26 protein-coding genes are annotated in these 23,655 nt (G+C 69.9%); 14 read left to right on the forward strand and 12 right to left on the reverse strand.

All coding sequences use genetic code 11. The features are described 5' to 3' along the window. The first annotated feature begins 160 nt into the window (after window positions 1–160). The 6 genes from BIV01_RS02155 (at window position 161) to BIV01_RS02180 (ending at window position 3,947) form a co-directional block, all read left to right on the forward strand. On the forward strand, window positions 161–442 hold the full coding sequence (locus BIV01_RS02155; RefSeq protein ID WP_071301787.1) for a hypothetical protein: 282 nt from the start codon (window positions 161–163) through the stop codon (window positions 440–442). After that, the gene (locus BIV01_RS02160; RefSeq protein WP_071301788.1) at window positions 439–2,175 is read left to right on the forward strand and encodes an alpha/beta hydrolase; all 1,737 of its coding nucleotides are present in this window, start codon (window positions 439–441) and stop codon (window positions 2,173–2,175) included. Before BIV01_RS02155 ends, BIV01_RS02160 begins: the two co-directional genes overlap by 4 nt. Next, entirely contained in the window at window positions 2,172–2,645 is a 474-nt protein-coding gene (locus BIV01_RS02165) for a hypothetical protein (protein ID WP_139199179.1), read from the forward strand. The genes BIV01_RS02160 and BIV01_RS02165 overlap by 4 nt, the downstream gene beginning before the upstream one ends. Window positions 2,646–2,745: 100 nt before the next feature. Further along, window positions 2,746–3,138 (forward strand): hypothetical protein, encoded by a 393-nt coding sequence (locus BIV01_RS02170; protein WP_071301790.1) that lies wholly within the window; start codon window positions 2,746–2,748, stop codon window positions 3,136–3,138. Beyond that, window positions 3,135–3,458 carry a hypothetical protein gene (locus BIV01_RS02175; protein ID WP_071301791.1) on the forward strand — a complete coding sequence of 108 codons (324 nt, stop codon included), beginning with the start codon at window positions 3,135–3,137 and terminating at the stop codon, window positions 3,456–3,458. Before BIV01_RS02170 ends, BIV01_RS02175 begins: the two co-directional genes overlap by 4 nt. A gap of 9 nt (window positions 3,459–3,467) precedes the next feature. After that, window positions 3,468–3,947 carry a hypothetical protein gene (locus BIV01_RS02180; RefSeq protein ID WP_071301792.1) on the forward strand — a complete coding sequence of 160 codons (480 nt, stop codon included), beginning with the start codon at window positions 3,468–3,470 and terminating at the stop codon, window positions 3,945–3,947. Window positions 3,948–3,964: 17 nt separating this feature from the next. Here BIV01_RS02180 and BIV01_RS02185 read toward each other — a convergent pair whose 3' ends face one another. After that, window positions 3,965–4,738, reverse strand: a complete 774-nt coding sequence (locus BIV01_RS02185; protein ID WP_071301793.1) for an SDR family NAD(P)-dependent oxidoreductase — start codon at window positions 4,736–4,738, stop codon at window positions 3,965–3,967. 110 nt (window positions 4,739–4,848) lie between these two features. Between BIV01_RS02185 and BIV01_RS02190 the strand changes: the two genes are divergently transcribed. Together BIV01_RS02190 and BIV01_RS02195 are read left to right on the forward strand one after the other, a co-directional pair. Further along, window positions 4,849–5,805: an AraC family transcriptional regulator gene (locus BIV01_RS02190; protein ID WP_071301794.1), complete on the forward strand. Its 957-nt coding sequence runs from the start codon at window positions 4,849–4,851 to the stop codon at window positions 5,803–5,805. A gap of 132 nt (window positions 5,806–5,937) precedes the next feature. Continuing rightward, entirely contained in the window at window positions 5,938–6,870 is a 933-nt protein-coding gene (locus BIV01_RS02195; RefSeq protein ID WP_071301795.1) for an NADP-dependent oxidoreductase, read from the forward strand. 107 nt (window positions 6,871–6,977) lie between these two features. Here the strand turns inward: BIV01_RS02195 and BIV01_RS02200 are convergent, their stop codons facing one another. Together BIV01_RS02200 and BIV01_RS02205 are read right to left on the reverse strand one after the other, a co-directional pair. Next, the gene (locus BIV01_RS02200; RefSeq protein WP_139199180.1) at window positions 6,978–7,472 is read right to left on the reverse strand and encodes a hypothetical protein; all 495 of its coding nucleotides are present in this window, start codon (window positions 7,470–7,472) and stop codon (window positions 6,978–6,980) included. Window positions 7,473–7,516: 44 nt separating this feature from the next. Further along, a complete protein-coding gene (locus BIV01_RS02205; RefSeq protein WP_175473620.1) occupies window positions 7,517–8,020 on the reverse strand; it encodes an HNH endonuclease in 504 nt (167 codons plus the stop codon). 186 nt (window positions 8,021–8,206) lie between these two features. On the opposite strand from BIV01_RS02205, the gene BIV01_RS02210 reads away from it, so the two are divergent. The 3 genes from BIV01_RS02210 to BIV01_RS02220 all read left to right on the forward strand — a co-directional run bounded on the left by BIV01_RS02210 (window position 8,207) and on the right by BIV01_RS02220 (window position 11,469). Beyond that, on the forward strand, window positions 8,207–8,527 hold the full coding sequence (locus tag BIV01_RS02210; RefSeq protein WP_071301798.1) for a nucleotide pyrophosphohydrolase: 321 nt from the start codon (window positions 8,207–8,209) through the stop codon (window positions 8,525–8,527). Then, window positions 8,514–10,265, forward strand: coding sequence for a DUF2075 domain-containing protein (locus tag BIV01_RS02215; RefSeq protein ID WP_071301799.1), 1,752 nt, complete (start codon window positions 8,514–8,516; stop codon window positions 10,263–10,265). The genes BIV01_RS02210 and BIV01_RS02215 overlap by 14 nt, the downstream gene beginning before the upstream one ends. 265 nt (window positions 10,266–10,530) lie before the next feature. After that, a complete protein-coding gene (locus BIV01_RS02220) occupies window positions 10,531–11,469 on the forward strand; it encodes a hypothetical protein (protein ID WP_071301800.1) in 939 nt (312 codons plus the stop codon). On the opposite strand, the gene vsr is transcribed toward BIV01_RS02220, so the two are convergent. The 5 genes from vsr to BIV01_RS02245 form a co-directional block, all read right to left on the reverse strand. Then, on the reverse strand, window positions 11,459–12,310 hold the full coding sequence (gene vsr, locus BIV01_RS20155) for a DNA mismatch endonuclease Vsr (RefSeq protein ID WP_254791762.1): 852 nt from the start codon (window positions 12,308–12,310) through the stop codon (window positions 11,459–11,461). The two genes, BIV01_RS02220 and vsr, sit on opposite strands and share 11 nt — an antisense overlap. A 94-nt stretch (window positions 12,311–12,404) precedes the next feature. Then, window positions 12,405–13,904 (reverse strand): PTS transporter subunit EIIC, encoded by a 1,500-nt coding sequence (locus tag BIV01_RS02230; protein ID WP_071301801.1) that lies wholly within the window; start codon window positions 13,902–13,904, stop codon window positions 12,405–12,407. A 41-nt stretch (window positions 13,905–13,945) separates the two neighbouring features. After that, window positions 13,946–14,860 (reverse strand): N-acetylmuramic acid 6-phosphate etherase, encoded by a 915-nt coding sequence (gene murQ, locus BIV01_RS02235; RefSeq protein ID WP_071301802.1) that lies wholly within the window; start codon window positions 14,858–14,860, stop codon window positions 13,946–13,948. 10 nt (window positions 14,861–14,870) lie between these two features. Then, complete coding sequence (locus BIV01_RS02240) at window positions 14,871–15,758, reverse strand: MurR/RpiR family transcriptional regulator (RefSeq protein ID WP_175473621.1); 888 nt, start codon at window positions 15,756–15,758, stop codon at window positions 14,871–14,873. A gap of 138 nt (window positions 15,759–15,896) precedes the next feature. Beyond that, on the reverse strand, window positions 15,897–16,547 hold the full coding sequence (locus tag BIV01_RS02245; protein ID WP_071301803.1) for an NUDIX hydrolase: 651 nt from the start codon (window positions 16,545–16,547) through the stop codon (window positions 15,897–15,899). 88 nt (window positions 16,548–16,635) lie between these two features. Here BIV01_RS02245 and BIV01_RS02250 point away from each other — a divergent pair, with 88 nt between their 5' ends. After that, window positions 16,636–17,580 (forward strand): ADP-ribosylglycohydrolase family protein, encoded by a 945-nt coding sequence (locus BIV01_RS02250; RefSeq protein ID WP_071301804.1) that lies wholly within the window; start codon window positions 16,636–16,638, stop codon window positions 17,578–17,580. Window positions 17,581–17,679: 99 nt separating this feature from the next. Here the strand turns inward: BIV01_RS02250 and BIV01_RS02255 are convergent, their stop codons facing one another. From BIV01_RS02255 to BIV01_RS02270, 4 genes are all read right to left on the reverse strand, one after another. Continuing rightward, on the reverse strand, window positions 17,680–18,048 hold the full coding sequence (locus tag BIV01_RS02255; RefSeq protein ID WP_071301805.1) for a hypothetical protein: 369 nt from the start codon (window positions 18,046–18,048) through the stop codon (window positions 17,680–17,682). A gap of 99 nt (window positions 18,049–18,147) precedes the next feature. Then, complete coding sequence (locus BIV01_RS02260) at window positions 18,148–18,624, reverse strand: DUF4395 domain-containing protein (RefSeq protein WP_071301806.1); 477 nt, start codon at window positions 18,622–18,624, stop codon at window positions 18,148–18,150. Beyond that, window positions 18,621–19,118, reverse strand: a complete 498-nt coding sequence (locus BIV01_RS02265; RefSeq protein ID WP_071301807.1) for a thioredoxin family protein — start codon at window positions 19,116–19,118, stop codon at window positions 18,621–18,623. Before BIV01_RS02265 ends, BIV01_RS02260 begins: the two co-directional genes overlap by 4 nt. Before the next feature lie 94 nt (window positions 19,119–19,212). Beyond that, entirely contained in the window at window positions 19,213–19,818 is a 606-nt protein-coding gene (locus BIV01_RS02270) for a TMEM175 family protein (RefSeq protein WP_070418568.1), read from the reverse strand. 42 nt (window positions 19,819–19,860) lie between these two features. Between BIV01_RS02270 and BIV01_RS02275 the strand changes: the two genes are divergently transcribed. After that, window positions 19,861–20,094, forward strand: coding sequence for a DUF1653 domain-containing protein (locus BIV01_RS02275; protein ID WP_070418569.1), 234 nt, complete (start codon window positions 19,861–19,863; stop codon window positions 20,092–20,094). 33 nt (window positions 20,095–20,127) lie between these two features. Further along, window positions 20,128–23,646, forward strand: a complete 3,519-nt coding sequence (locus tag BIV01_RS02280) for a TM0106 family RecB-like putative nuclease (RefSeq protein ID WP_071301808.1) — start codon at window positions 20,128–20,130, stop codon at window positions 23,644–23,646. The last annotated feature ends 9 nt before the right edge of the window (window positions 23,647–23,655 follow it).

Here is a 23,655-nt window from a genome sequence, read left to right on the forward strand (position 1 = left end):
GGTCGTCGCATCCTCCGATCGGAGGATGGCCCGCCGGACTGGAGGCGCGGTGCGGCCTGGCCGTGCACCGGTCGTCCACAGGCTGGTTGCGTCCGGCAACGTGGGTGATATGTTGCCGGTGGGGGCGCCGCGGTGGGTGCGGCGTCGGAAGGGGGAGACGATGGCGGACCTACGGGTCTCCTACAGCACGCTCGACGGCGTGTACAACGCCCTGGAGTCGGCGACGAAGACGTTCGAGGGGGCCTCGATGCCGGCGGACGGCGAGGCCTTCGGCGCCGACGACGTGGCCGCGGCCTTCGCGACGTTCCGTGTGGCGCAGCAGCGATCGGCCGCGTGGCTGGGCGACACCAGTCGCACGCTCGGGCAGTACGCGCACGACACGAAGTCGCTCGTGCAGGACGCCGACGACGACCTCGCGGGCAAGGCCGGGGGTGCGGGATGACGGCCGACCCGCTCGCCGGCGACCCGGCCGCCGTCACGAAGCTCTCCCGCGCACTCGCCGACCGCCAGGACGACCTCCGCACCGGAGCCACGACGGTTGCTCGTGCCGCCGATGACGCAGCCGACTGGGAGGGCGCGTCGAAGGACCGGTTCTCCGCCACCGTCGGCACGATCGCACCCGCAGCACAGCGCATCATCGGTCGACTCGACGCCGCCATCGACGTGCTCGGTACCTACGCCGACGAAGTGCAGCGGATCCAGGACGAGGCCGAGCGCATCCGTGCGTCCCAGTTGACCACCGCCATGGACTCGGCCATCACCGCCCTGTCCCTCTCCGCGGCGAAGCTGGCCGTCTCGGCGAAGGACGCTACCGATGCCGACGCGCGACAGGCTCGCCGGCTGCAGTCCGACGCGGACGACCTCGCAGCGACCGCATCCCGTCTCGATGCCGAGTGGGATGCACTCGTCCGACGACGGGCCACGGCGGACCGTGCTGCGTCGGCCGGGCTGTCCGCCACCGACGTCCTCGGCGTGGCGCCTTCGTACTCGGGGACGCTCGGCAGGATGAGCGACGCCGACTTCCTCGCTGCCGTCGCCGGGATGCCGCCCGAGGTCCTGGCGGCGCAGGACCGGTCGGTCGGTGATCGGCTCGCCGGGATGCCGCCCGAGACCGTGCAGGCCTGGTGGGACGGACTCGGTGGTCGGGGGTCCGCCGGCGAGCACTCGGCGGCGCAGGACGCGCTCATCACGGCGTTGCCGGCGGTGATCGGGAACCTGAACGGCGTGCCGTACTGGGCGCGGGACCAGGCGAACCGGTTGAGTGCGCAGCGGGCGTGCGCGCAGGCGAGCGGCGCCCTGCGCGATGCTCAGGACAAGTACGGGAAGGCGGTCGGGCGGGCTGCGCAGGCTGCCGCCCAACGGGAGCTGATCTCGGCGCAGGAGCGGTACGACCAGCTGAAGAACTTCAGCGCCGGCGCGCGTACCCAACTCGACCTGGTGGACCAGGTTCCGCGGCAGATGATCACGTTCCACGACGGTGCGCCCCCGCTCGGTGCTTTCTCCGTCGGCGACCTTGACACGGCCGACGGCGTGTCGTTCCTCGTGCCGGGCATGGGGTCATCGCTCGCTGACACGACCCAGTACATGCGAGCCGGAGCGAACGTCCTGGCGACGCAGCAGCAGGTCGGGGCGGACACAGCGATCGTGTCGTGGATCGGGTACGAGGCGCCGCCGAATGCAGCCAGCACAGGCAACCTCGGCGTTCTGGGCGAGACGTACGCTGACCGTGGGGCATCCAAGCTCGCCTCCGACCTGGTCGCCTTCCGCGCTGTACGGCCCGACGCGCAACTGAACGTCATCGCGCACTCGTACGGATCCACGACGACGGCACTCACGCTCGCCCGGAATCCCGATCTCGGTGTCCACTCGTTCGTCACCCTCGGCTCCGCTGGGATCCCGTCCTCCGTACCTGACGCGGCAGCCACGCACGCTGACCACATGTACGCGGCCCAGGCAGCAGAGAAGGGCGACATCGCCTACATCGGACGGAAGTACAGCTTCCCGCACCGGCTCGACCCCGCCGACGGTTTCGACGGGGTGACGAGGATCGACACAACCGGGACACACCGCGTGAACATCCACGGACTCACCGCGGGACAGGGATCAGGAGACCGAGGGTACTTGGACATCGGTACCCCTACGCTGTCCGATGTGGCGGAGGTGACGCAGCCGTGAGGGTGCAGTGGAAGACGGAGATCGTCATCGTCGTGGCGGCGCTCGTCGCCCTCGGCGTGACGGCATGCGCTGGAGGGGGCCAATCGATGCCGACACCGAAGGAAGCCAAGGCCGCGGCCGTGGAACTGCTGCTGAAGACCGAGGCGGCAGTCGACGTGCCGTGGCCGGAGACACCGGAACCGTCTGCCGAGAAGTGCCCGGGCGGCGTCCGCTTCGGCTACTTCGTGCCGGTGAAGACCGAGACGGATGCCCGATCGGTCGCACAGACGTTCCAGCGCCTGTGGAAGTCCGAGGGGCTGACGGTCGAACCGTCGCAGAAGGACTTCGGCGGCGAGGGCGGGATCCTCTACTCGGCGACGGCCGATGCTGACGGGGCCGCAGGTGCCGCCTACCAGGTGAACGCGACCTCGGTCGTCGTGCGGATCACGTCGCCGTGCGCCAGCGGGTCCGTCGACGACTACGACGAATGACGTGGGTGGTGTGAGCCGCCCGGGCCGAGCCCTCGCGGCGCTCGCCGGTGCTGCCAGCCTCGCGCTCTCCGGGTGCGGGACGACGAGAGCGGGACAGCCCATGACGATCGAAGAGGCACGATCGCAAGCGATCATCGAATTCCGGTCGGTGCTCGCGCTGGCCCCGGACACGTGGCCGCAGGAGGTGCCGAAGGCGGCCGCGTACGACTGCCGGATCGACGGGGCGCGGGCCGTGCAGTTCGGGTACTACGTCGAGGTGGACGCGCCGGACGATCCCGGGACGCTCGTGGCACAGGCAGGTGAGCACTGGGAGCGCGAGGGCTACGAGTTGTCGAAGACACAGACGGAGATGGACCCGGAGACCGGTCACGTCTACGCCGTGGTGGCGCGAGCCGACGGCAAGCCCCGTGCTTCGATGGCAGCCACCAAGGTCCGCGCGCACGTCAACGTGGACTCGCGCTGCGTCCTCGGCGACCCGGACGACTACCGGTGACGGCCGGGGAACCCGAGTCCACCGCCGGGGAGAGCGCGACGGCTGACGACCTGCGGCTCCGGCGCAACCGGCTGATCTTCGGGATCGTCGTCGCGCCGATCGGAGTCCTGATCGCACTCTTCCTGTCGTTCGTGGTGCAGATCAGCTCCGCGTGGCGATCGACGAGCGACGGCGGGGCTGCGGCCGGACCGCAGATCGTGGCGATCGTGATCGGCCTGCTCGCCACCGTCCCAGCGCTCATCGCCGGGATCCGAGCGCTCCGTGATCGAGTCCTCGAGGTGGCGGCATCGGGAGCGACGGTGGTGGCGGGCGTCGGCTAGCTCGCCGTCGTGCTGCTCGTCATCGTCCCGTCGTTCGAGATCCTCCCGCGCGCTGCCCGCGATGCCGACAGGTACGCACAGCAGCAGCGGCAGGAGGAACTCGACGACCTGGACTCGGGCTACGGGCCCGGATCGGCCGAGGAAGCGGGCCAGGAGATGCAGGAGTACGTCGACGATGCGCTGCAGCTGCTCGACGTGGCGCCGAGCGCCGTACGGACGAGCACCTGGTCCACGAGCGGCACGACCGCCGCGGGCAACACCTGTCGGGCCTTCCACGAGCGCGTCCGACTCGGAGACGTGGTCGACCGTTCGAGCACCGCGGAGACCCTGCGGACGGCGTGGACGGCCGAGGGCGACCACACCGGGTTCGATGAGCGGAACGGCCACCTCGACCTCAGCGTCTACTCCGCCGACGCCACGATCTCGTGGCTCAGGGCCGACAACGTGCTGCTGGTGGAGAGCGACTGCATCCCGTCCGGGGCGCCCTGACGCGCAGCGATGTGCCCTCAGCGCAGGCGCGTGGACGCGATCCCGCCGTCGACGTCGAGCGTCCCGCCGGTCACGAACGCCGCCTCGTCCGACACCACCCACCGGACGGCGCGGGCGATGTCGACCGGCTGCACCGGCACTCCCGCGGGCGTCCCCTGCGTCATCGCCGCGAGCACGTCCGCCGAGTCCGCGTTCCCCGGCGTCGCCGTGGCCCCCGGCGCCACCGTCACGACCCGCACCCCGCGCTGCCCGTACTCGGCCGCCCACGCCCGGGTCAGCTGCTCGACCGCGGCCTTCGTCGCCGGGTAGAGGCCCATGAACGGCACCCCGACCCGGGCCATCCACGAGCCGATGTTCACGACGACGCCGGACCCTCGCGTTGCCATGGCTGGAGCGAGCGAGGCCACGAGGACGTGCGGTGCGCGGATGTTCGTCGCGAGCAGCGTGTCGACGGTGTCGTCGGACAGGGACTCCGTCGGACCGCCGGGGTAGACGCCGGCGTTGTTCACGAGGACGTCGACGTGACCGCCGAGCAGCTCCCGGGCCGCGGCGGCGAACGCCCGGACGTCGGGAGCACCCGCGGACAGGTCCGCCACGATCGGGAGGGCTCGGCCACCCTGGCGCTCGATGTCGTCGGCGACCGCACGCGTGCGGACGGCGTCGCGGCCGTGCACGGCGACGGTCATGCCGGCGGCCGCGAGCTCACGGGCGACTGCCTCACCGATGCCGCTCGAGGCGCCGGTCACGAGTGCGGTGCGGACGGTGGTCTGGTCGTGGAGTGCAGTGGTCATGCATCGATGCTCGATCCCCGGGCAGCCCCGCACCTTGCCCGATCCAGCGGGAACCTTGCCGGATCCCGCACGAGTTCCTCGGCGCCGGGAGAACTGCGTAGCGTGGGCACGTGGACGATCGCACGGCGCAGCACCTCGACCGCGCGGCGGAAGTGGCCTCGCGGCACGCCGCCGTGCTCGACCGGGCGGCCACCGTCGAGACCGTCGCCCGTCCCGCCTCGGTGCAGCGGGCCGAAGCACTCGGCCTGACCGTCTCCCGCGTCCATGAGCCGACCGGACTCTTCGACCGGCGGTACGTCCCGTCGTTGTCCGTCGTCCTCCGCGGCCGGAAGCGTTCGATCGTCGGGGACGACGACCATGTCTGGGGCCGCGAGCGGTTCATCATCACGCCCGTGGACCTCCCCGTGGTCGCCGGGGTGATCGACACGGCAGGGAGCGACGGCTTCGTCTCGGCGGTCTGGAAGCTCGACCCGGTCGTCGTCGGCGAGGTCGTGGCGTCGATGTCGAGCACGATGTCCAGCACGAGCCGCACGGACCTGCCACGACTCGGCGAGTGGACGACCCCGCTCGCCGATGCCGTCAGCCGACTGCTCGCGCTGCTCGACGCCCCCGAGGACATCCCCGTCCTGTTCCCCCTCGTCTCGCGCGAGATCATCCTCCGCCTGCTGCAGACCGCGCAGGCGCCGCGCATCACCGCCGCACTCGACCGAGCCGGAGCCGACGCCGGACTGGTCACGGAAGCGACCGCACTCCTGACCGGGCGGATGGACGAACCGTGGTCGATGGAGCGCCTCGCCCGCGAACTGCGGGTCAGCGAGAGCACCCTCTTCGCCCGCTTCAAGCAGGCCACCGGCATGTCACCCGCGCAGTACCTCAAGCGCACCCGACTCGGGGAAGCGCGTCGCCGCATGGTCCTGCACGCCGACACCGCCGCCCGCGCCGCGGCCGCCGTCGGCTACCGCAGCGCCTCCCACTTCTCGCGGGACTACCGCGAGGCGTACGGCCGGCCCCCGGCCGCCGACGCCGTGGTGGCGCGCGAGCAGCTGGCGCTCGCCCCCGCCGTGTAGCCGGCCGAGTGCCGGACTGGAGGCGCGGGGCGGCGGTGATCCGCGCCTCCAGTCCGACGGATGGTGCGTCCCGACCACCGCCACCGGCTCGCTCGCTGGGTACGGCTGAGCGACGTCCGGTAGACCGGAACGGTGAAGGTCGTAGGAGTCGAACAGTTCGGAGGGCCGGAGGCCCTCGCCGTCCACGAGGTGCCGGAGCCGCACGCTGGTGCGGGGTCCGTGCGGATCCGGGTGCAGGCGTTCGCCGTGAACCCGACCGATACCGGTGTGCGTGCCGGTCAGCGGGACAGCTCGCAGGCGTCGCCGCCGTACGTGCCGGGGATGGATGCCGCCGGGGTCATCGACGAGGTCGGGCCGGACGTCTCCGGATGGGAGGTCGGCGACGAGGTCATGGCGATCGCGCTGCCGCTCAGCGCCCACGGTGGTGCGTACGTCGAGGAGCTCGTCGCGCCGGTCGGGTCGTTCACGCGGATCCCTCGGGGGACGTCGCTCCCGCTCGCATCCACCGTGCCGATGAACGGGCTGACGGCGTTGCAGATCCTCTCGCGGGCGGGGCTCGCTCCGGGGCAGACGCTCGCCGTGACCGGGGCTGCGGGGTTGCTCGGGAACTACGTCGTGCAGCTCGGGGTCGCTGCTGGACTCACTGTCATCGCGGATTCTGCGCCTGCGGACGAAGCGCTGGTCCGGTCGCTCGGGCCGGCGCACATCGTGGAGCGTGGAGACGGGTTCGCTGCCGCGGTGCGTGCGCTCGTGCCGGACGGGGTCGATGCGCTCGCCGATGCTGCGGTGCAGCGGGCTCCGGTGGTCGATGCAGTGCGCGACGGGGGAGTGTTCCTCGACGTGCGTGGGTGGGAGGGCGACGGGGCTCGTGGGATCCGGTTCGAGCAGATTGCCGTGTTCGCGGAGTACCGGTCGTTCGACAAGCTCGAGCAGCTACGGCATGCGGTGGAGAGTGGGACGGTGACGCCGCGGGTTGCGGAGGTGTTGCCGGCCTCGCGGGCTGGGGAGGCGCATGAGCGGCTCGAGGCTGGGGGGACGCGGGGAAGGTTCGTGTTGACGTGGTGATGTGACGAGGTCGTGAAGGTCGGGAGGCGCGGTGCCGGTTGGAGCCCTGTCTCCCGTCCGCTGCGGTGGTCGTGCTCAGCGCCTCCGCGCGCGTGCTGCGTCGTCGGTCACTCGTAGTCTGCGATGTCGCCCGTCCCGCAAGCCGACTGCACCTCGATCGAGACGCGTCGCGGACTGGTGTTGACCGAGATGGACTCCACCGCCTGGCCCGTGGTGACAGCTGACCAGAGCGGCCGACCGTCGTCGATCGTGTCCTGCTTGATCGTGACGTCGTAGTCGTGCTGCTTCCACGTCTTCGCAACCGCACGGACGAGCGGCTCTGGATCCGTAGCGCCGGTCCGCTCCTGGCCCCACGAGAACGTGACGCCTGAGCTGCCGTTGCCCGTCGAGCGCTCCGACGATGCGGGTCCGTCTGAGAGCGCGGTCCAATCACCGCTGGCAGCCTTCATCGTTCGCTTGACAAAAGCGACCACGTCGCCTCGTGCATTGGATGCCGATTCTCGATGTTGACCGGTCTGAGCGCACCCGACCAGGGAAGCGATCATGATCCACGTCATGATGAGGGGGAGCGCTCGAGCGAGGTTGATTTCAGAGCGCGTCACGGAGCCAGTCTCTCGATTCCGCCACGGCTGATGGCGCTCGTCACTCAACCGACGGCGACGCCCTTGCGCCGGTTGCACGGTCCGCACAGCACCTGGAGGTTTTCTGGCTCGCTGCTCCCGCCGCGTGAGACCGGGATGATGTGATCGAACTGTAGCTCGATGTTCGAGCCGCAGGTGCCGCATCGGCCGCCATCGCGAGCCCAGACGAGTTGCTTCACGTCCCTCGGGATTGCGCCGCGTCGGTGCTCCGCGGGCTGCGACGGACTGTTTGCGATGGTGTGTGCTCGAGCGATCGTCGCGGCCTGGCGTCGGTCCCTGGTCTCGAGCAACGCGAAGACCTGCTCGGGCAGAAGCGCGTCGTTGTCCCAGAACCATCGCCCGCGGAACCACCAGTACTGGCGCTCTTTCACACGCCCGATCTTGACCGGCTTACGATCAGATGAAGCGAAGGCCTCGCTGAGCTCGTCCTTCCGGAGCTTTGCACCCACGTAGTAGGTCGAGCGTCCGACGGTCAGCTCGACCCGGCCTCTGCGCGTGAACAAGTTCACGCGATGCCTCATCGACACGTTCTCGGCTCTACGTAGCACTGTGTTCCCCTCACATCGTGGTCGCTCGCGCCGTCCATCTTCCCGTGAAGCGAGGAGTCGGGACAGCACCCATTCGGGTGGGAGTCGCCTTTCCTCGCCCCCCCGTCGCTCGGCTGCGAGACGCCACCGGCCTGCTACCGTGCCGACATGAGCGATGAGGGGTTGCGCGGGGAGATTCGCGCGTTCGTCGAAGAGCGAGACTGGGCGCAGTTCCATTCACCGGAAAACCTGGCGAAGAGCATCTCGATCGAGGCCGGGGAGCTACTCGAGTGTTTCCAGTGGACCCCGGACGCCGACATTGATCGAGTCCGATCGGAACTCGCTGACGTCCTGACGTACTGCCATCTCCTCGCCGATCGACTCGGGTTCGATCCCGCGGAGATCGTCCGCGAGAAACTCGCCATCACTCGGGACAAGTACCCGATCGATCAGGCCCGAGGACGAAGCACGAAGTATGACCAGCTTTGACATCGCGCAGCTCCCGTTCAACGAGCGACACCTGCGGCTGTGGCGCGAAGAAGACCCTCGGTTCCTGAACTGGCCGGTGGTCTACATCCTCGATGACGGCAAGCGTGTGTACGTCGGCGAGACCCTCAACACCGCTTCCCGCATGCGGCAGCACCTCGATTCCGCAGACCGTCGGTCGCTGAAGGCAGTGCGCCTGGTGCTCGACAGCACCTTCAACAAGTCAGTGTGTCTGGACCTGGAGTCGCAACTGATCGGTTTGTTCGCCGGCGATGACAAGTACACGGTCCTGAACAGCAACAAGGGTGTCGTCAACGCGGACTACTACGACCGGGCGAGGTACCGAGAGACCTTCGAGGAGATCTTCGAAGCGCTGCGCGAGCAGAAACTCTTCACACGCAGCATCGCCGAGATCGAGAACAGCGAGCTGTTCAAGCTTTCGCCGTTCAAGGCGCTCAACCGCGATCAGGCCGTCGTGATGGAGGACATCCTCGAGGGGCTGTTCGACGACTTGCTGACCGGCTCCAGCAGCACCATCGTCGTGCAGGGCGACCCGGGAACGGGCAAGACGATCGTCGCCGTCTACTTGCTCAAGCTTCTCCGAGACATCGCGAACGGCGTCGGGGTCGACGAGGTGGACGGCGACTCGATGTTCTCGGACTACTTCACCGAGGACAACCGTGACCTGCTGGCTGACTTTCGCATCGGTCTCGTCGTGCCGCAGCAGGCACTCCGCTCCTCGTTGAAGAGAGTGTTCCGCAAGACCCCTGGCCTCGAGAAGACGATGGTGCTCAGTCCCTTCGAAGTCGGGAAGAGTGCTGCGAAGTGGGACCTACTGGTCGTCGACGAGTCGCACCGACTGAACCACCGCGCGAATCAGGCATCGGGACCGCAGAACAAGAGCTTCGGCGAGATCAATCAGCAACTCTTCGGGGCTGATGAAGATCACTACACCCAACTCGATTGGATCCGGGACCGGAGCACGCACCAGATATTCCTCCTCGATTCTGAGCAGAGTGTGCGGCCGGCCGATCTACCGCAGCAGCTGCAATCAGCACTCGTCGACACAGCGAAGCGACATGATCGGTACTACCGACTGTTCACCCAGATGCGAGTGCAAGGCGGGGCCGACTACGTGTCCTACGTGCGTGCGATCATGCGTGGGGAATCACCGGCGCCGAGAACGTTCGGCGAGTACGACTTTCGCATGTTCGACGACCTGGGCGAGATGCACGACGCCATCCGGGCACGCGACGACGAAGTAGGTCTCTCGCGGCTCGTCGCTGGCTACGCTTGGAAGTGGAAGAGCAAGCACGACAAGAGCGCCGTGGACATCGAGATCGACGGTCGAGAGCTCCGGTGGAACCAGACACAGACTGACTGGATCAGCTCAGCGGGTGCGGTCGACCAAGTCGGCTCGATCCACACTGTGCAGGGGTACGACCTGAACTACGTCGGGGTCATCATCGGCCCTGACCTGCGATTCGACCCGGTCACGCAGGGGATCGTGTTCGACCGGTCGAACTACTTCGACAAGAAGGGCATGGAGAACAACCCGCGGCTCGGAATCACCTACACCGACGCCGATCTGCTGAGGTTGGTCTCCAACATCTACTCTGTTCTCCTCACGCGGGGAGTGCGTGGCACGTTCGTGTACGTCAGTGACCCCGATTTGCGAGCGCACTTGCGCGCGTACATGTCGCGGAAGTCCCCGCGGCCTGCGCCTCCATGCGAAGCATGAGCAGTCAAGTGCGCTGAACGACCGGAGTTGGTCAGTTCCGGCCTCCGCCATTCGCAGACCCGCCGGACCTCGGTAGCGCTCCGCATCTTGAATGCCAGTCGAACAGCTCCCGGTCAGGTGAGCCTGGTCGTTCCGTCGTGTCGACGGCTGTCCTCAGGAACTCGAACGTGCCCGATGTTCTTGCCTGCACCCTCTTTGGGGGCGCAGGCGCCCTGGCAAGTCGGGAAGCCGTTCGCCTACCGTTCCCATAACGAGGGGAATGGCAATGGTCTGGGACATCCCGATCGGCATGAGCATCGGCCGGCGCGCACTGCACGACCGTCTCGGTGGGGGCAGCCGTCAAGACGGGATCACGCGCGTCGTGAAGTCGGACGAGATGCTCGTCTTCACGAATGACGGCGGTGGAGAGCACGGCTACGGCGTGCACGAGGGTCTCCGCGCCGATGGTGTGTTCCGCTACACCGGACAAGGGCAGCACGGTGATCAGAAGCTCACTGGGAACAACAAGGCCCTCGCGGAATCCGAGGAGATCGGTCGCCCGATCCGCGTGTTCCGCGGTCAGGGCACCGTGACCTACGTCGGGAGCTTCGCGCTCGCTGATCCGCCCTACACCTGGGAGAGGTTTCCCGGGACCGGCGCCTCCCCTGAACGGGACGGGTTGGTGTTCAACCTCGTCGCCGTCGACGCGGACACGTCGCTCTTGCCCGCTCTCGCCGATGAGGAGGGCAGCGCTTCGAGCCGAGGGCCCGAGACCCAGGCGTCTCCGGTCACGACCCTCTGGCAACCGCTCGACTTCAGTGAGTACCAGGTGCGCCGGGTCGACGAAGGCGAGTCGGTGCGGTCCGTCTCCCGTCGCGAGTTCGAGCTGCAGACCCGCTTCGGTGAATGGCTCCGCGCCCGGGGTGAGGACGTGCAGGTGCTGCGTCTCACGGAGGACGGTGTGACGATCGTGCCTGACCTTTACGTCCCGACGCTCGGCCAGGTCGTCGAAGCGAAGAAGTCGACCGCGCGGGCCTACGTGCGAACCGCGATCGGGCAGGTGCTCGACTACACGGCGGTCGCGGGACGTCGTGGTCTGGCGGTGGCCCCGGCGATCCTCCTACCGTCCGAGCCCCGACCCTCGATGGTGGAGCTGTGCACCTCAGTCGGGATCACGGTTTGGTGGCCGATCTCGAGCGGTGACTTCCAGGACGTCAGGCCGTAGCCGCGGTGTTCAGGATACGCACGGTGGGCAGATCTGGCTTGGCCCATCCGAGCGAATCGAGTTCAGCGGGGAACACCCAGCGCAACTCGTCGTGGTCGGTGCTCGACGATGGTTCCTCCGTCGCCCAGGCGACTCGGTAGGTGGCGAGGTCGATGTCGATGCTGCCCACACGGGTGACGGAGCGGTCGATCGGCTCGCCGATGACGACGTCGAGGCTGAGCTCCTCGCGCAGTTCTCGTCGCAGGGCTTCCTCAGCGGATTCTCCCGGCTCCACCTTCCCGCCGGGGAACTCCCACTGTCCCGCCGCAGATCGACCCGGCGCTCTTCGGCAGGCGAGTACACGACCGTCGGGCTGGGTGAGTACGCCGGCGACGACTTCGATCATGCGTTCCATCCTGCCCGGCGGGCTCACCGCAGTACCAGCGATCGCACTCCACTGATCGAGGGCGTGCTCGACGGACGCGGCGGAATCCTCGGGACGGTCGTGCTCCCAGAATCGCAACACACGCCAGCCTTCCGACACCAGGATCGCCTGGTTCTGAGCGTCGCGCTGGCGGTTGGCAAGCAACTTCCGACGCCACAGCTCAGCGTTCGCCTTCGGAAGGTGCGCGTGCTCCTCGCAGTAGTGCCAGAAGCATCCATCGACGAAGACGGCGATCCGTGCTCGCGGGAAGACGATGTCGGGCCGAACGCGGCATTGCCGACTGACCTGACGGTCGACGAAGAACCGCCGGCCTCGCCGGTGCAGCTCTCGACGCAACGCCAGCTCGGGCGCCGTGTCGCGCCGACCGAAGCGAGCCATGTGTCGTCGCCGAGCGTCGTCCGCTTCCCATTCCTCCACGCCCCGATCCTCGTCGGCCGGTCATCGCTGCGAGGACCGAGGCGCGGATCTGTGGATCGACGGGTGTCGAACGACCCGGTGAGGGAGCGAACGATCAGCGACTGGTAACTGACGCAGCCGCGATCGGCACATCGAGCGGCGCGTCCGGCGCGACAGGGTCTCCCGGCGAAGCAGCCGACTGAGCCTCCAGATCAGCCCGCACCGAGTCCGACACGCCAAAGAACATCGTCGCCACGAACCCCACCACGTACGCCACCACGAGCCCCGACCCGTACCCGAGCAACGCCCAGCCGTACCCCGAGGACCCGTCCAACAGCGGGATGAGCGACAGGTCCGACGCCCCGATGGCGATCGCCCCGACGGAGTGCCCGAGCTGGTCGAACAGCCCGACGACCCCGCCACCGAACGCCCCACCGATGCAGGCGGTGATGAACGGCCGCCCGAGGGGGAGCGTCACACCGTAGATCAGCGGCTCGCCGACCCCGAGGAACCCGGCCGGCAGCGCCCCACGGATGGTCCGCACGAGCGAGGCGTTCGACCGGAACCGCACCCACAGCGCGATGCACGCACCGATCTGCCCGGCACCACCCATCGCCAGCACGGGCAGCAACACGGTCCACCCGGTCTGCTCGATGAGCGTCGCGTGGATGGGGATCAGCCCCTGGTGCATCCCCGTCATGACGAGCGGCAGGAAGAGCCCGCCGAGGATGAACCCGGCGAAGGCCCCGCCGTTCGCGAGCAGCCAGGTCGCCGCGGTGCCGATGGCGACGGAGACGACGCCGGCGACGGACATCAGGATGCCGAGCGTCACGGAGCCGGCGACGAGCACGGTGACGGTCGGCACGACGATGAGCGCGATGACGTCGGGCGTGACCTTCCGCATGAAGCGCTCGACGTAGGCGGCGAGGATGCCGCCGGCCAGCGCTCCGAGTACACCGCCCTGCCCGGGCGCCAGGGTCTCCCCGAACACGGTCACGTTCGCGACACCGGCGGCGACGATGATGCCGCCGACGGCGCCGCCGAGGATGGGCGTCCCGCCGAACTCCTTCGCGGCGTTCATCCCGACGAACACGGCGAGCAGGGACAGGAAGCCGGAGGACAGCACGCCGAGGAACGGCGTCACCCCGGGCAACCACCCGAGGTTCGTCAGGATGCCGTTGATCCCGGCGATGAGCCCGCAGGCGATCAGCGCGGGGATGAGCGGGATGAAGATGGCCGAGATGCGACGGATGGCACGCATGGTGCGGCCGTCGGAACGGGCACGGGCGGATGCCTTGATCGACGCGCCCCGCGCCGCCAGCTCCTCGGGCGACACCGAAGCCGAGGGCGCACCCGGAACAGGAGCAGCACGCAAGGACCCGAGCGAATCAGCCACCCGGTCCACCAACCCCGGCCCGAGCACGATCTGCAGGTTGGACCCGGCGGCGATCGCTGCCATGACCCCCTCGGTGGCCTGGAGCGCCGGCAGATCAACAGAGGAAGGAGATGCCACCTCGACCCGCAGCCGGGTCATGCAGTTCTCGACGTCGGCGATGTTCGAGGACCCACCGACGGTGTCGAGGATCTGTTGTGCGAGTTGCTGTGCATCGGTCATTGATGGTGCTCCTCGGGGGAAGGAAGGACGAACGAGAGAAATCAGGAAATGACGGCGCGCAAGGAACCGTCAGCAGCAGCGAGCCGGGAACGGACGACGGACGCGGGCGACCCGGTGAGGATCATCGCGATGGCCGTCTTGACCTCACCGTCCGCAGCATCGAGCGCTGCGGCGACATCGGCCGGAGCGGCCCCGGTCACGTCCTGGACGAGCGAGAACGACCGCGCGACGAGCTTCTCGTTCGTCGCACGCACGTCGACCATCCGGTTGCCGTACGTCTTGTTACTGCGCACCATCGCCAGCGTGGTGAGCATGTTGAGGACGAGCTTCTGCGCGGTCCCCGCCTTCAGGCGGGTCGACCCGGCGATGAACTCGGGACCGACGACAGCGTCGATGGCGATGTCGGCTTCCCGCCCTGCGGCCGAGTCGGGATTGCACGCGACGGAGACCGACAGGGCGGACCTGCGCCGCGCCTCCAGGATGGCCGCGATGACGTAGGGCGTCCTGCCGGACGCGCTGATCCCGACGACCACGTCGTCGGCCGTCAAGCCGAGCGCGTCGAGGTCGCGGACGGCGGCTGCTTCGTCGTCCTCGGCGCCTTCGACGGCGGTGGTGAGGGCGACGGAACCGCCGGCGATGACGCCGACGACCTGCGAGGGATCGGTGCCGAAGGTGGGCGGGCACTCGCTGGCGTCGAGGACGCCGAGCCGGCCCGGCGTGCCGGCACCGACGTAGATCAGGCGGCCGCCGCGCGAGAACGCTGCGGCGATCGAGTCGGCAGCGAGGGCGATGGCCGGGAGGCACGGCTCGAGTGCCGCGGGCACGCTGCGGTCGAGCGCGTTCATGCGCTGGGCAGCCTCGAGGGTGGAGACGAGGTCGATGTCGTCGAGGGACGAGTCGGTGGCCTCGGTCGCGAGGTGCTGCAGCTCCTCGCGGAGGTCGTCGTGGTGGTGCATGGTGCTCGATTCAGGAACGGTGGTGCGTGCGGACCGCGTGGCGGCTGCGCGCGAGGAGCGGGCGGGAGCGTTCGTCGGTGCGCTGGGCGACGACGATGAACAGAGCGTCGACGATGGCGAGCTGGCTCATCCGGCTGCCCATCGCGGCGGGGCGGAGGTCGCTCTCGGCGCCGGCGACGCCCAGCAGGACGTGGTCGGTGTGGTGGGTCAGCGGCGAGGTGGCGTGGCCGGTGATCGCGACGACGGTGGCGCCGCTTTCGTGCGCGACGGCGGCGACCTCGAGCGCCTCGACCGTGGTGCCGGAGTGGCTCGTGATGACGAGGACGTCCTTCGGGCCGAGGACGCTCGCGAGGGTCAGGGCGTTGTGCGGGTCGTCCGCGATCGAGCTCGCGATGCCGATGCGTTCGAGCTTCAAGTGGAGGTCGCGGGCGACGATCCCGCTCGCGCCGACGCCGTACAGAACGACCCGCCGGGCCTCGCTGATGCGGACCGCTGCGGCTTCGAGGGTGAACGGGTCGAGCGTGGCGCGGGTGTCGCTCATCACGGCGCGGACGTCCTCGGTGACCTTCGCGATCACGGTGGTGACGTCGTCGTCGACGCTGACGCCCGCGTGGATCTCGGTCTCGCGCCGCTCGTGGATGCCGCGCTCGACGGCCCGGGTCATGCTGCGCTGGAGTGCGGCGAAGTTCGCGAACCCGAGGTGCTGGGCGAAGCGGGAGACGGTCGCGGGGGAGACCCCGGCACGGTCGGCGAGTTCGGCGGCGCTCGTGGTGGCCGCGGTGCCGGGGTCGTCGAGGACGGCATCGGCGATCGCGCGCATGCTCGTCGGCATCGCACCGGACTGGGTCCGGACGAGGGCGAACGCGTCGGCGCGGTCGGTACGGTCAGCGATCGTCATGCGCTCCATGAAAGCGCATTGCACCGACACTCGCCAGTGCTGCAAGTTACTTTCGTGTTTCGTCGGCGCGTTCCGTGAGCAGAAAGTGTCGGGTCGGCGCCTCGGACCCAACCGTTTCTGCTCACCAAGCAGGCGGCCTCAGGCGCGCCGGTACCGGCTCGCCGGCTTGCCCGGGCCCGCGGCAGCGCGCGACCCCGTGTCGACGAGCAGCGGCAGCATCGCCCGGCGGAACGAGTCGGGCAGGAGCCGCTCGCCACGGACGGCCTCATGCACGTGCCGCAGCTCCGACATCGTGAACGGCTCGGCCAGGAGGCCTCGCGGATCGGGTGCCACAGCGTACGACGCCCGCAAGGATGCCACCGCGAACGCCACGATGTCGTCGTGCCCGTGCACCATCCCCGTCGCGGTGTCGACCGGGACCAGCCGCGCCTGTGACGGGTTCAGCGACGACAGTGCGGCGAAGGGCACCACGTCGAGGTGCGCCACCGACAGCACCCATCCCCGGTCGTCCCGCGCGGGGTCGTCGAACACGTGCAGCTGCGTCGGCGCCAGCCCCGTCACGCCGGCCTTGTCCGACAGTGAGCGCAGGACCGCCGACGCCAACCGCTCGCCCTCGTGCACGAACGTCCCCGGCAGTCGCCAGTCGCCGTCGGTCGCGTCGCACACCTGCAGGACGGACAACGATCCCCCCACAGGCACGCTCAGGACCGCTGTGTCCACAGCGACGGATGGTCGCGGGTAGTCGACCAGGCGCTTGCCGGAAGGATCGCGGTACTCCGATGAACTCACGACAGCGAGTTTACGCACACTTGCGCAAACTGCGACGGTCGTGCAGACTCGATTTTACGCAATTCCGCGCAAACCTGAGGAGGCGGCCATGCTGACCACCGAACAGACCGACCGGGCGATCGGCGCCGTCATCGGCTCCGCCGCGGGCGACGCGCTCGGCGCCGGCTACGAGTTCCGCCCCGCCGTCCCCGAACCCACCCCGATCCGGATGGCCGGCGGCGGCTCGTTCGGCTGGGCTCCGGGGGAGTGGACGGACGACACGAGCATGGCCGTCCCGATCCTCCGCACGCTCGCGCGCGGCGGCGACCCGGCCTCCGAGGAAGCGCTCGACGGCCTCGTCGCGGCCTGGGCAGCGTGGGCGGTCTCCGCGCCCGACGTCGGCATCCAGACGCGCAACGTCCTCACGGGTCTGGAGGCGCGGGTCGCCTCCCACGCACGCGCTGCGGCCCGGCAGGAGCACGAGTTCAAGGGGCAGTCGGCCGGCAACGGATCGCTCATGCGGACGGCACCGCTCGTGCTCGGGTACCTGACCGACGCGGCCGACGAGGAGCTCCGGCTCGCCGAGGCCGCCCGGGCGATCAGCGACCTCACGCACTACGAGTCGGACGCCGGGGACGCGTGCGTGCTCTGGTGCGTGGCGATCCGGCACGCGGCGCTCACCGGCGAGCTCGACGTGCTGCGCGGGCTCGACCTGCTCGACCTCGAGAAGCGTCGGCTGTGGGTGGACCGGCTCGTCACGGCAGAGCACTCCGAGCCGGTCGACTTCACGGACTCGAACGGGTGGGTCGTGTCCGCGATGCAGGCCGCGTACTCGGCGGTCAAGCGGAGTTCGTCGCTCGAGGACGCCCTCGTCCGCGCGGTCCGGACCGGGAACGACACCGACACGGTGGCCGCGATCGCCGGCGGGCTCGCGGGTGCGCTGTACGGCGCGGCTGCGCTGCCGGCCGAGTGGCGCGAGCTGCTGCAGGGGTGGCCGAGCCTCCGCGCGGACGACCTGGTCGCGCTGAGCGAGCAGGCGCTCGCGACGCATTGAGCCGTCGCGCGCTCGGGTCGTGGCGGCGGAGGATGTCGTGGGGGGATCCTCCGCCGCCACCTGTGGGGCGGAGGCGAGCCGCGCCTCCAGTCCGTCCGTTCAGAGCGCGCTGCGCGCCCGCTCCACCGCCTCGATGAAGCGGGGGATGCCCCACATCAGGAAGGTCGGCTCGATCCCGCTCCGCAGGGTGATCCGGACCTTCTTCCGCAGGCCGCTCGACACGTCGTCGAGTCGGGCGATCTCCTCGACGGGGATCCCGAAGTCGGAGCGAGCGTAGTTGAGCGGGTGGGCGGTGAACCAGATGACCTCGGGCGTGAGGGTGAGGCGTCCGCCGACCTCGATCCGGCGGCTCGGGCGGGAGCTGGTCGGGGGCGAGTAGCCGAGGATGATGTCGGCCGCGCCGGAGTTCTCGTGGTCGGCGAGGTAGGTCGCGACCTTCTTGAGCAGTGGTGTGGTGTGGTCCCCCATGCGGTCAGCCTACGAGACGGGCACGGATGCCAGGAGGCGCGGATCACCTCGACGACGCGACCTGCGTCGCGGGGGCGGGTCGCGCCTCCAGGCCCGTGATCAGACCGCGGACCGCCGGCGGAAGACGCCTGCGCGGACCAGCCACACGTAGAGGAGGCAGCCGATGCAGACGTCGAAGACGGCGTTGAGGAACGCGGCGACGAGTGCGATCGCCGCACCGACGGGGGCCGCGTACGGGACGCCGACGAGCGCGAGCACGAGGGCGAGGGCCGTGATGACGAGGCCGACCTGCTGGGCGAAGGTCGGGGGTTCCGGGGCCTCGAGCTCGGCGGGCGGGCCGAGCCTCGGGCGGACGAGCCGGCGGAACAGCGCGCCGTAGGGGTGGCGGCGGATGCCGGCGATGCCGCCGATGGCGAAGAACACGACGATGACGGCGAGCAGTGCGATACCGATCGGCCATGTCGCGGGGATCAGGGTGAGGACGATCGTCGCCGCGAGGAGGACGGTCGTGATGGCGGCGCCGAACCTCGGGGAACGGGGGTCGATGCCGGGGGCGGGGTCGTTCGTGGCGGTCATGGGGACTGGTCTCCGGGGGTCGTTGCTGGTGCTGCTGCTGCTCTTGCTGCTGTGAGGACGGTGTCGAGGGCGGCGGTGAGGTCTGCGGGTCGTGGCGGGCCGCCGAACCGGGTGTGCACCGCGCGGCCTCGGTCGAGGAGCAGGACCGTGGGGGTCTGCATGACGGCGAAGCGTCGGGCGAGCTCGGGGCGTTCCGCGAGGTCGATCTCGAGGCGGGTGACGCCGGGGTGCTCGGCGGCGACGGCGTCGAGCTGGCGACGGGTGGCCGGGCAGCGGGCGCAGGTCGGCGTGGAGAACTGGACGAGGGTGGCCTCGGTGCCGAAGGCCTCGGCTGGGGCGAGGTCGGCGGTCGTCGGGTCGGTAGTAGTAGTGGTGCGGGCTTCGTTCGTCCGCGTGGGGCGGGCCCGGCCGGTCCGCGCGCGCAGGAGCAGGCCGAGGGCCGTGGCGAGTGCGAGGACTCCCACGAGGACGGCGACTGCTGCGGCGACGGTCATGTCGCGACGGTATGTCCTCAGACGCTCGGGAGCATCGACATGACCGCGTGTGACGAGCCGCGGCAGGTGGGCCGCGGCGTCCGGTTCGGTCGGGTCAGGTGCGGGGCTTCGGCAGCAGTCGGCCCAGCGTGCCCTGCAGGACCAGGAGGAGCACCCAGTACAAGCCGATCGACGGGAAGATCATCGAGAGGACGAGCGCGAGGGCGAGCAGCACGGCGGCGATCGGACCCTTCCGCCAATCGCCGAGCGGCGAGGACAGCAGCTCCGGGGAGCGGCGGAGCTCCCACTCGATCGCGGTCAGCGTGAGGCTCGTCACGACCATGCTGCCCAGGTAGAGGGCGTGTGCCACCCGGTCGCCCTCGACCTCGGTGTTGAGCAGGTTCGCGGCGAAGGGCAGGAACGCGATGCTCACGAGCCACACGAAGTTGAGCTGCATCACGCGGATGTTGTACGAGCGGACGTGCTCGAACACCTGGTGGTGCAGCGTCCAGAAGCGGGCGATGACCCAGAACGTGATGAAGAACTCGAGGAGCGCTGGCCAGTGCTCCTGCAGCAGGTCTCCGGCGCCCCGGCCCCCGCTGAGTTCGCCGGCCAGGTCGACGAGCGGGAGGATCAGGATCGTGATCGCGATGGCGACGGTCGCGTCGGAGAAGTTCACGAGGCGGTCGAGACCACGTTCGGTGCGTGCCGGCTCGGTCATGGAGCCGAGTCTAGGGACCGCGACGGCCCTAGCATCGGGAGCATGGTCGACGACGTGACGCCTGGGCGGTACCGGCACTTCAAGGGCGGCGAGTACGAGGTGGTGCTCGTGGCGCGGGACGTCGAGACCGAGGAGCCGGTGGTCGTCTACCAGGCGCTGTACGGGGAGCGCGGGCACTGGGTGCGGTCGCTCGCGGACTTCACGGCGTGGGTGTCCCGGGACGGCTACGAGGGGCCGCGCTTCGTCCGGACGGATGGTGTCGGCGGGCGGGCCTAGGCTCGCAGGGCACCGAGGAGACGGGGGAGACGCATGCAGATCGGCGGCGACGGGCAGGTCCTGCTCAGTCCGAGCGACCTCTCGACGTGGGCGGCCTGCGAGTGGGCGTTCCTCCGGCGCATGGACGTGAAACTCGGCCGGGGCGAGCCGCTGCCCGAGTCGCACGACGACATGCTCGAGCGCACGGCACGCCTGGGGGACCAGCACGAGCTCGACTACCTCGCGATCCTCCGCGAGACCCGGGACGTCGTCGAGTTCGACCGCCCTGCACCGCCCGAGTACCCGGCGGCGGCCTCCGCCGCACGGGCAGCGATGCAGGACGGCGCGGACGTCCTCTACCAACCGACCTTCTTCGCGCCGCCGACGGTAGAGGCGCCGGGCTTCATCGGTTTCGCGGACTTCATCATGCGGAACGACCGCGGCGAGTACGAGGTGTACGACACCAAGCTCGCCCGCCACGCCAAGATCAGCGCCCTGCTGCAGCTGGCCGCGTACGCCGAGCAGATGCAGGCGCACGGCATCCCCACCGGCGAGCAGGTCCACCTCGTGCTCGGCGACCGGACGACCACCACGCACGACCTCGCCGACATCGCACCGGTGTACCGGACGCAGCGCGCCGAGCTCCAGCGGGTGATCGCCGAGCGGATGACCGAGACCGAGCCGCTGCAGTGGGCCGACCCGCGGTACTCGTCGTGCGGCCGGTGCGACGTGTGCACGACACAGGTCGCCGAGCACCGTGACCTGGTCCTCGTCGCGGGCATGCGACTCGACCAGCGGACGAAGCTCATCCGGCAGGGGGTGCGGACGATCGACGAGCTGGCTGACCGGACCACGGCCGTGCCCGGTCTCCCGCGCGGGACGCAAGCGCGGCTGGTGCGTCAGGCGCGCCTCCAGGTCGACACCGAGCACGCGCGGACCGCAGCCGACGGTGCCCAGGCGACCGGGACGACCAAGCCGCTCTTCGAGGTGCTCGACGCCCGAGCGCTCGACGCGATCCCGACGCCGGACCCGGGCGACGTGTTCTTCGACTTCGAGGGAGACCCGCTCTACACCGAGGACGGCGTCCACTGGGGACTCGACTACCTGTTCGGGCTCGTCGACCCCGAGGCGCGCTTCACGGCGTTCTGGGCGCACACGATCCGTGACGAGCGCCAGGCGCTGCTGGACTTCCTCGCCTTCATCGAGGCTCGGCGGCAGCAGTACCCGGGGATGCACATCTACCACTACGCGGCGTACGAGCGCACGCACCTGCTGTCCCTCGCCGCCCGGCACGGCGTCGGTGAAGAGGCCGTCGACGACCTGCTCCGTGCGGGGGTGCTCGTCGACCTGTACCCGATCGTGCGCAAGGCGCTCGTGGTCGGCAGCCGCAGCTACTCCATCAAGAAGCTCGAGCCGCTCTACATGGGTTCGGACCTGCGGCTCAGCGATGTGACGAACGCGGCGGACAGCATCACGGCGTACGTCGACGCGATCGAGGAGCTCCGGAACGGTGACGCCACCGCCGGGCAGCACATGCTCGACGAGGTCGCCGACTACAACGCCTACGACTGCCGGTCGACCCTCCGGCTGCGCGACTGGCTCCTGTCGCTCCGAGCGACAGCGCGCGCGTCCTCGTCCGCGCCCGTCGCTGCCGAGGCGGACGAACTGCTCCCGCCGATCCCGGTCGACCGCGAACCGAACCCCGTGTACACGGCGCTCGCCGCGCAGCTCGACGGGGTCGACGCCCTCGACCGCACGCCCGACCAGACGGCGTTGGCGCTCGCCGCAGCCGCGATCGACTACCACCGGCGCGAGGCGAAGACCTTCTGGCAGGACCACTTCGACCGCTTGCGGAACCCGGTCGACGAGTGGGCGGACACCCGCGACGTGCTGGTCGTCGAGCGGGCGTCGGTCGAGCGCGACTGGGACACGCTGCCGCGTGCCCGGTCGCAGTCCCGAGAGATCCGGTTGTCGGGGACGCTCGCGCCCGGTTCGCGGCTCCGTCCAGGAGGCACGCCCCACCTCGTCTACGACGACCCGCTCCCGCCGTCGATCGCCGCTCCGGCGCCGGGTTCGAAGGGCGCGTCGGCCCGCGCCGTCGTGCTGGACGCGTTCGAGGACGGTGACGGCTTCGAGGTGCTCGTGAAGGAGAGCCTGCCGGTCGGCGGCTCGCCGCACGAGGACTTCCCGGTCGCCCTCGCGCCGGCGGCACCACCGCGGGCGAAGCCCCAGCCCGAGGCGATCGCGGAGTGGGGACAAGAAGTCCTCGACGCCCTGCCCGCGATGCTGCCCGATCCGGCGCTCGACCTCCTCCGCCGGGTCCCGCCGCGGGGGCCGATCGTCCCCGTGCAGGGGGACGGCACGGTGTCGGCCGTGGTCGCGACGCTGCTCGGCCTCGACCGGTCGTACCTGGCGATCCAGGGCCCTCCGGGGACGGGCAAGACGTACGTCGGGTCGAACGTCGTCGCGCGGCTCGTGCGCGAGTACGGCTGGCGCGTCGGGGTCGTCGGGCAGTCGCACGCGACCTCGGAGAACTTCCTGTCGTCGGTCGTGCAGGCCGGGGTGCCCGCCGACCGCGTGGTGAAGGTGCCCCGGGCCGGAGCGGACCCGGACGACGTCGAGTCGGCACCGTGGACGCCCGTGAAGAACAACGCCGCCGTGGCTGCGTTCCTGTCGTCCTGCGCCGAGACCGGCAGGGGCGGGGTCGTCGGCGGTACCGCGTGGACCTTCGCGAACGAGGGCACGATCCCGCGCCGCTCCCTCGACCTGCTCGTGGTGGACGAGGCCGGGCAGTTCTCCCTCGCGCCGACGATCGCGTCCTCGATCGCGGCGACGCGTCTGCTCCTCCTCGGGGATCCGCAGCAGCTGCCGCAGGTGTCGCAGGGGTCCCACCCGGAGCCCGTCGACGAATCGGCGCTCGGCTGGCTCGCCGACGGCCAGCACGTGCTGCCGGACGCGTTCGGGTACTTCCTGGCGCGGACCCGGCGGATGGAGCCGGCACTCACGGCGTCGGTGTCGGCACTGTCGTACGACGGGCAGCTCGCGTCGATGGTGTCCGGGCGACACCTCGACGGCATCGACGCGGGCGTCCACCCGGAGCCGATCGTGCACGCGGGGAACACCACGTCCTCGGTGGAGGAAGCAGCTCGGGTCGTCGCGCTTGCGCAGGACGTCGTCGGTCGGCGGTGGGTGGACGGTGACACCGAACGCGTGCTGACGGACGAGGACGTGATCGTCGTCGCGCCGTACAACGCCCAGGGTGCGGTGATCCGTGACGCCCTCGACCGTGCAGGACTGCGGGGGACGCAGGTCGGCACCGTGGACCTGTTCCAGGGGCGCGAGGCCGTCGTGTCGATCGTGTCGCTCGCGGCGTCGAGCGCCGCCGACATCCCGCGCGGGCTCGACTTCCTGCTCATGCCGAACCGGTTGAACGTGGCGTTGTCGCGGGCGAAGTGGGCGGCGTACCTCGTGTACTCGCCGGCGCTGGCGACGGGCCTGCCGCCCTCGATCGCCGGGCTGTCGCTGCTGTCCCGGTTCATCGAGCTCGTCGAGCCCGGTCCGAGCAGCCGCTAGGCGACGGGG

This window comes from Curtobacterium sp. MCBA15_013 (assembly GCF_001865095.1).
GTDB lineage: Bacteria > Actinomycetota > Actinomycetes > Actinomycetales > Microbacteriaceae > Curtobacterium.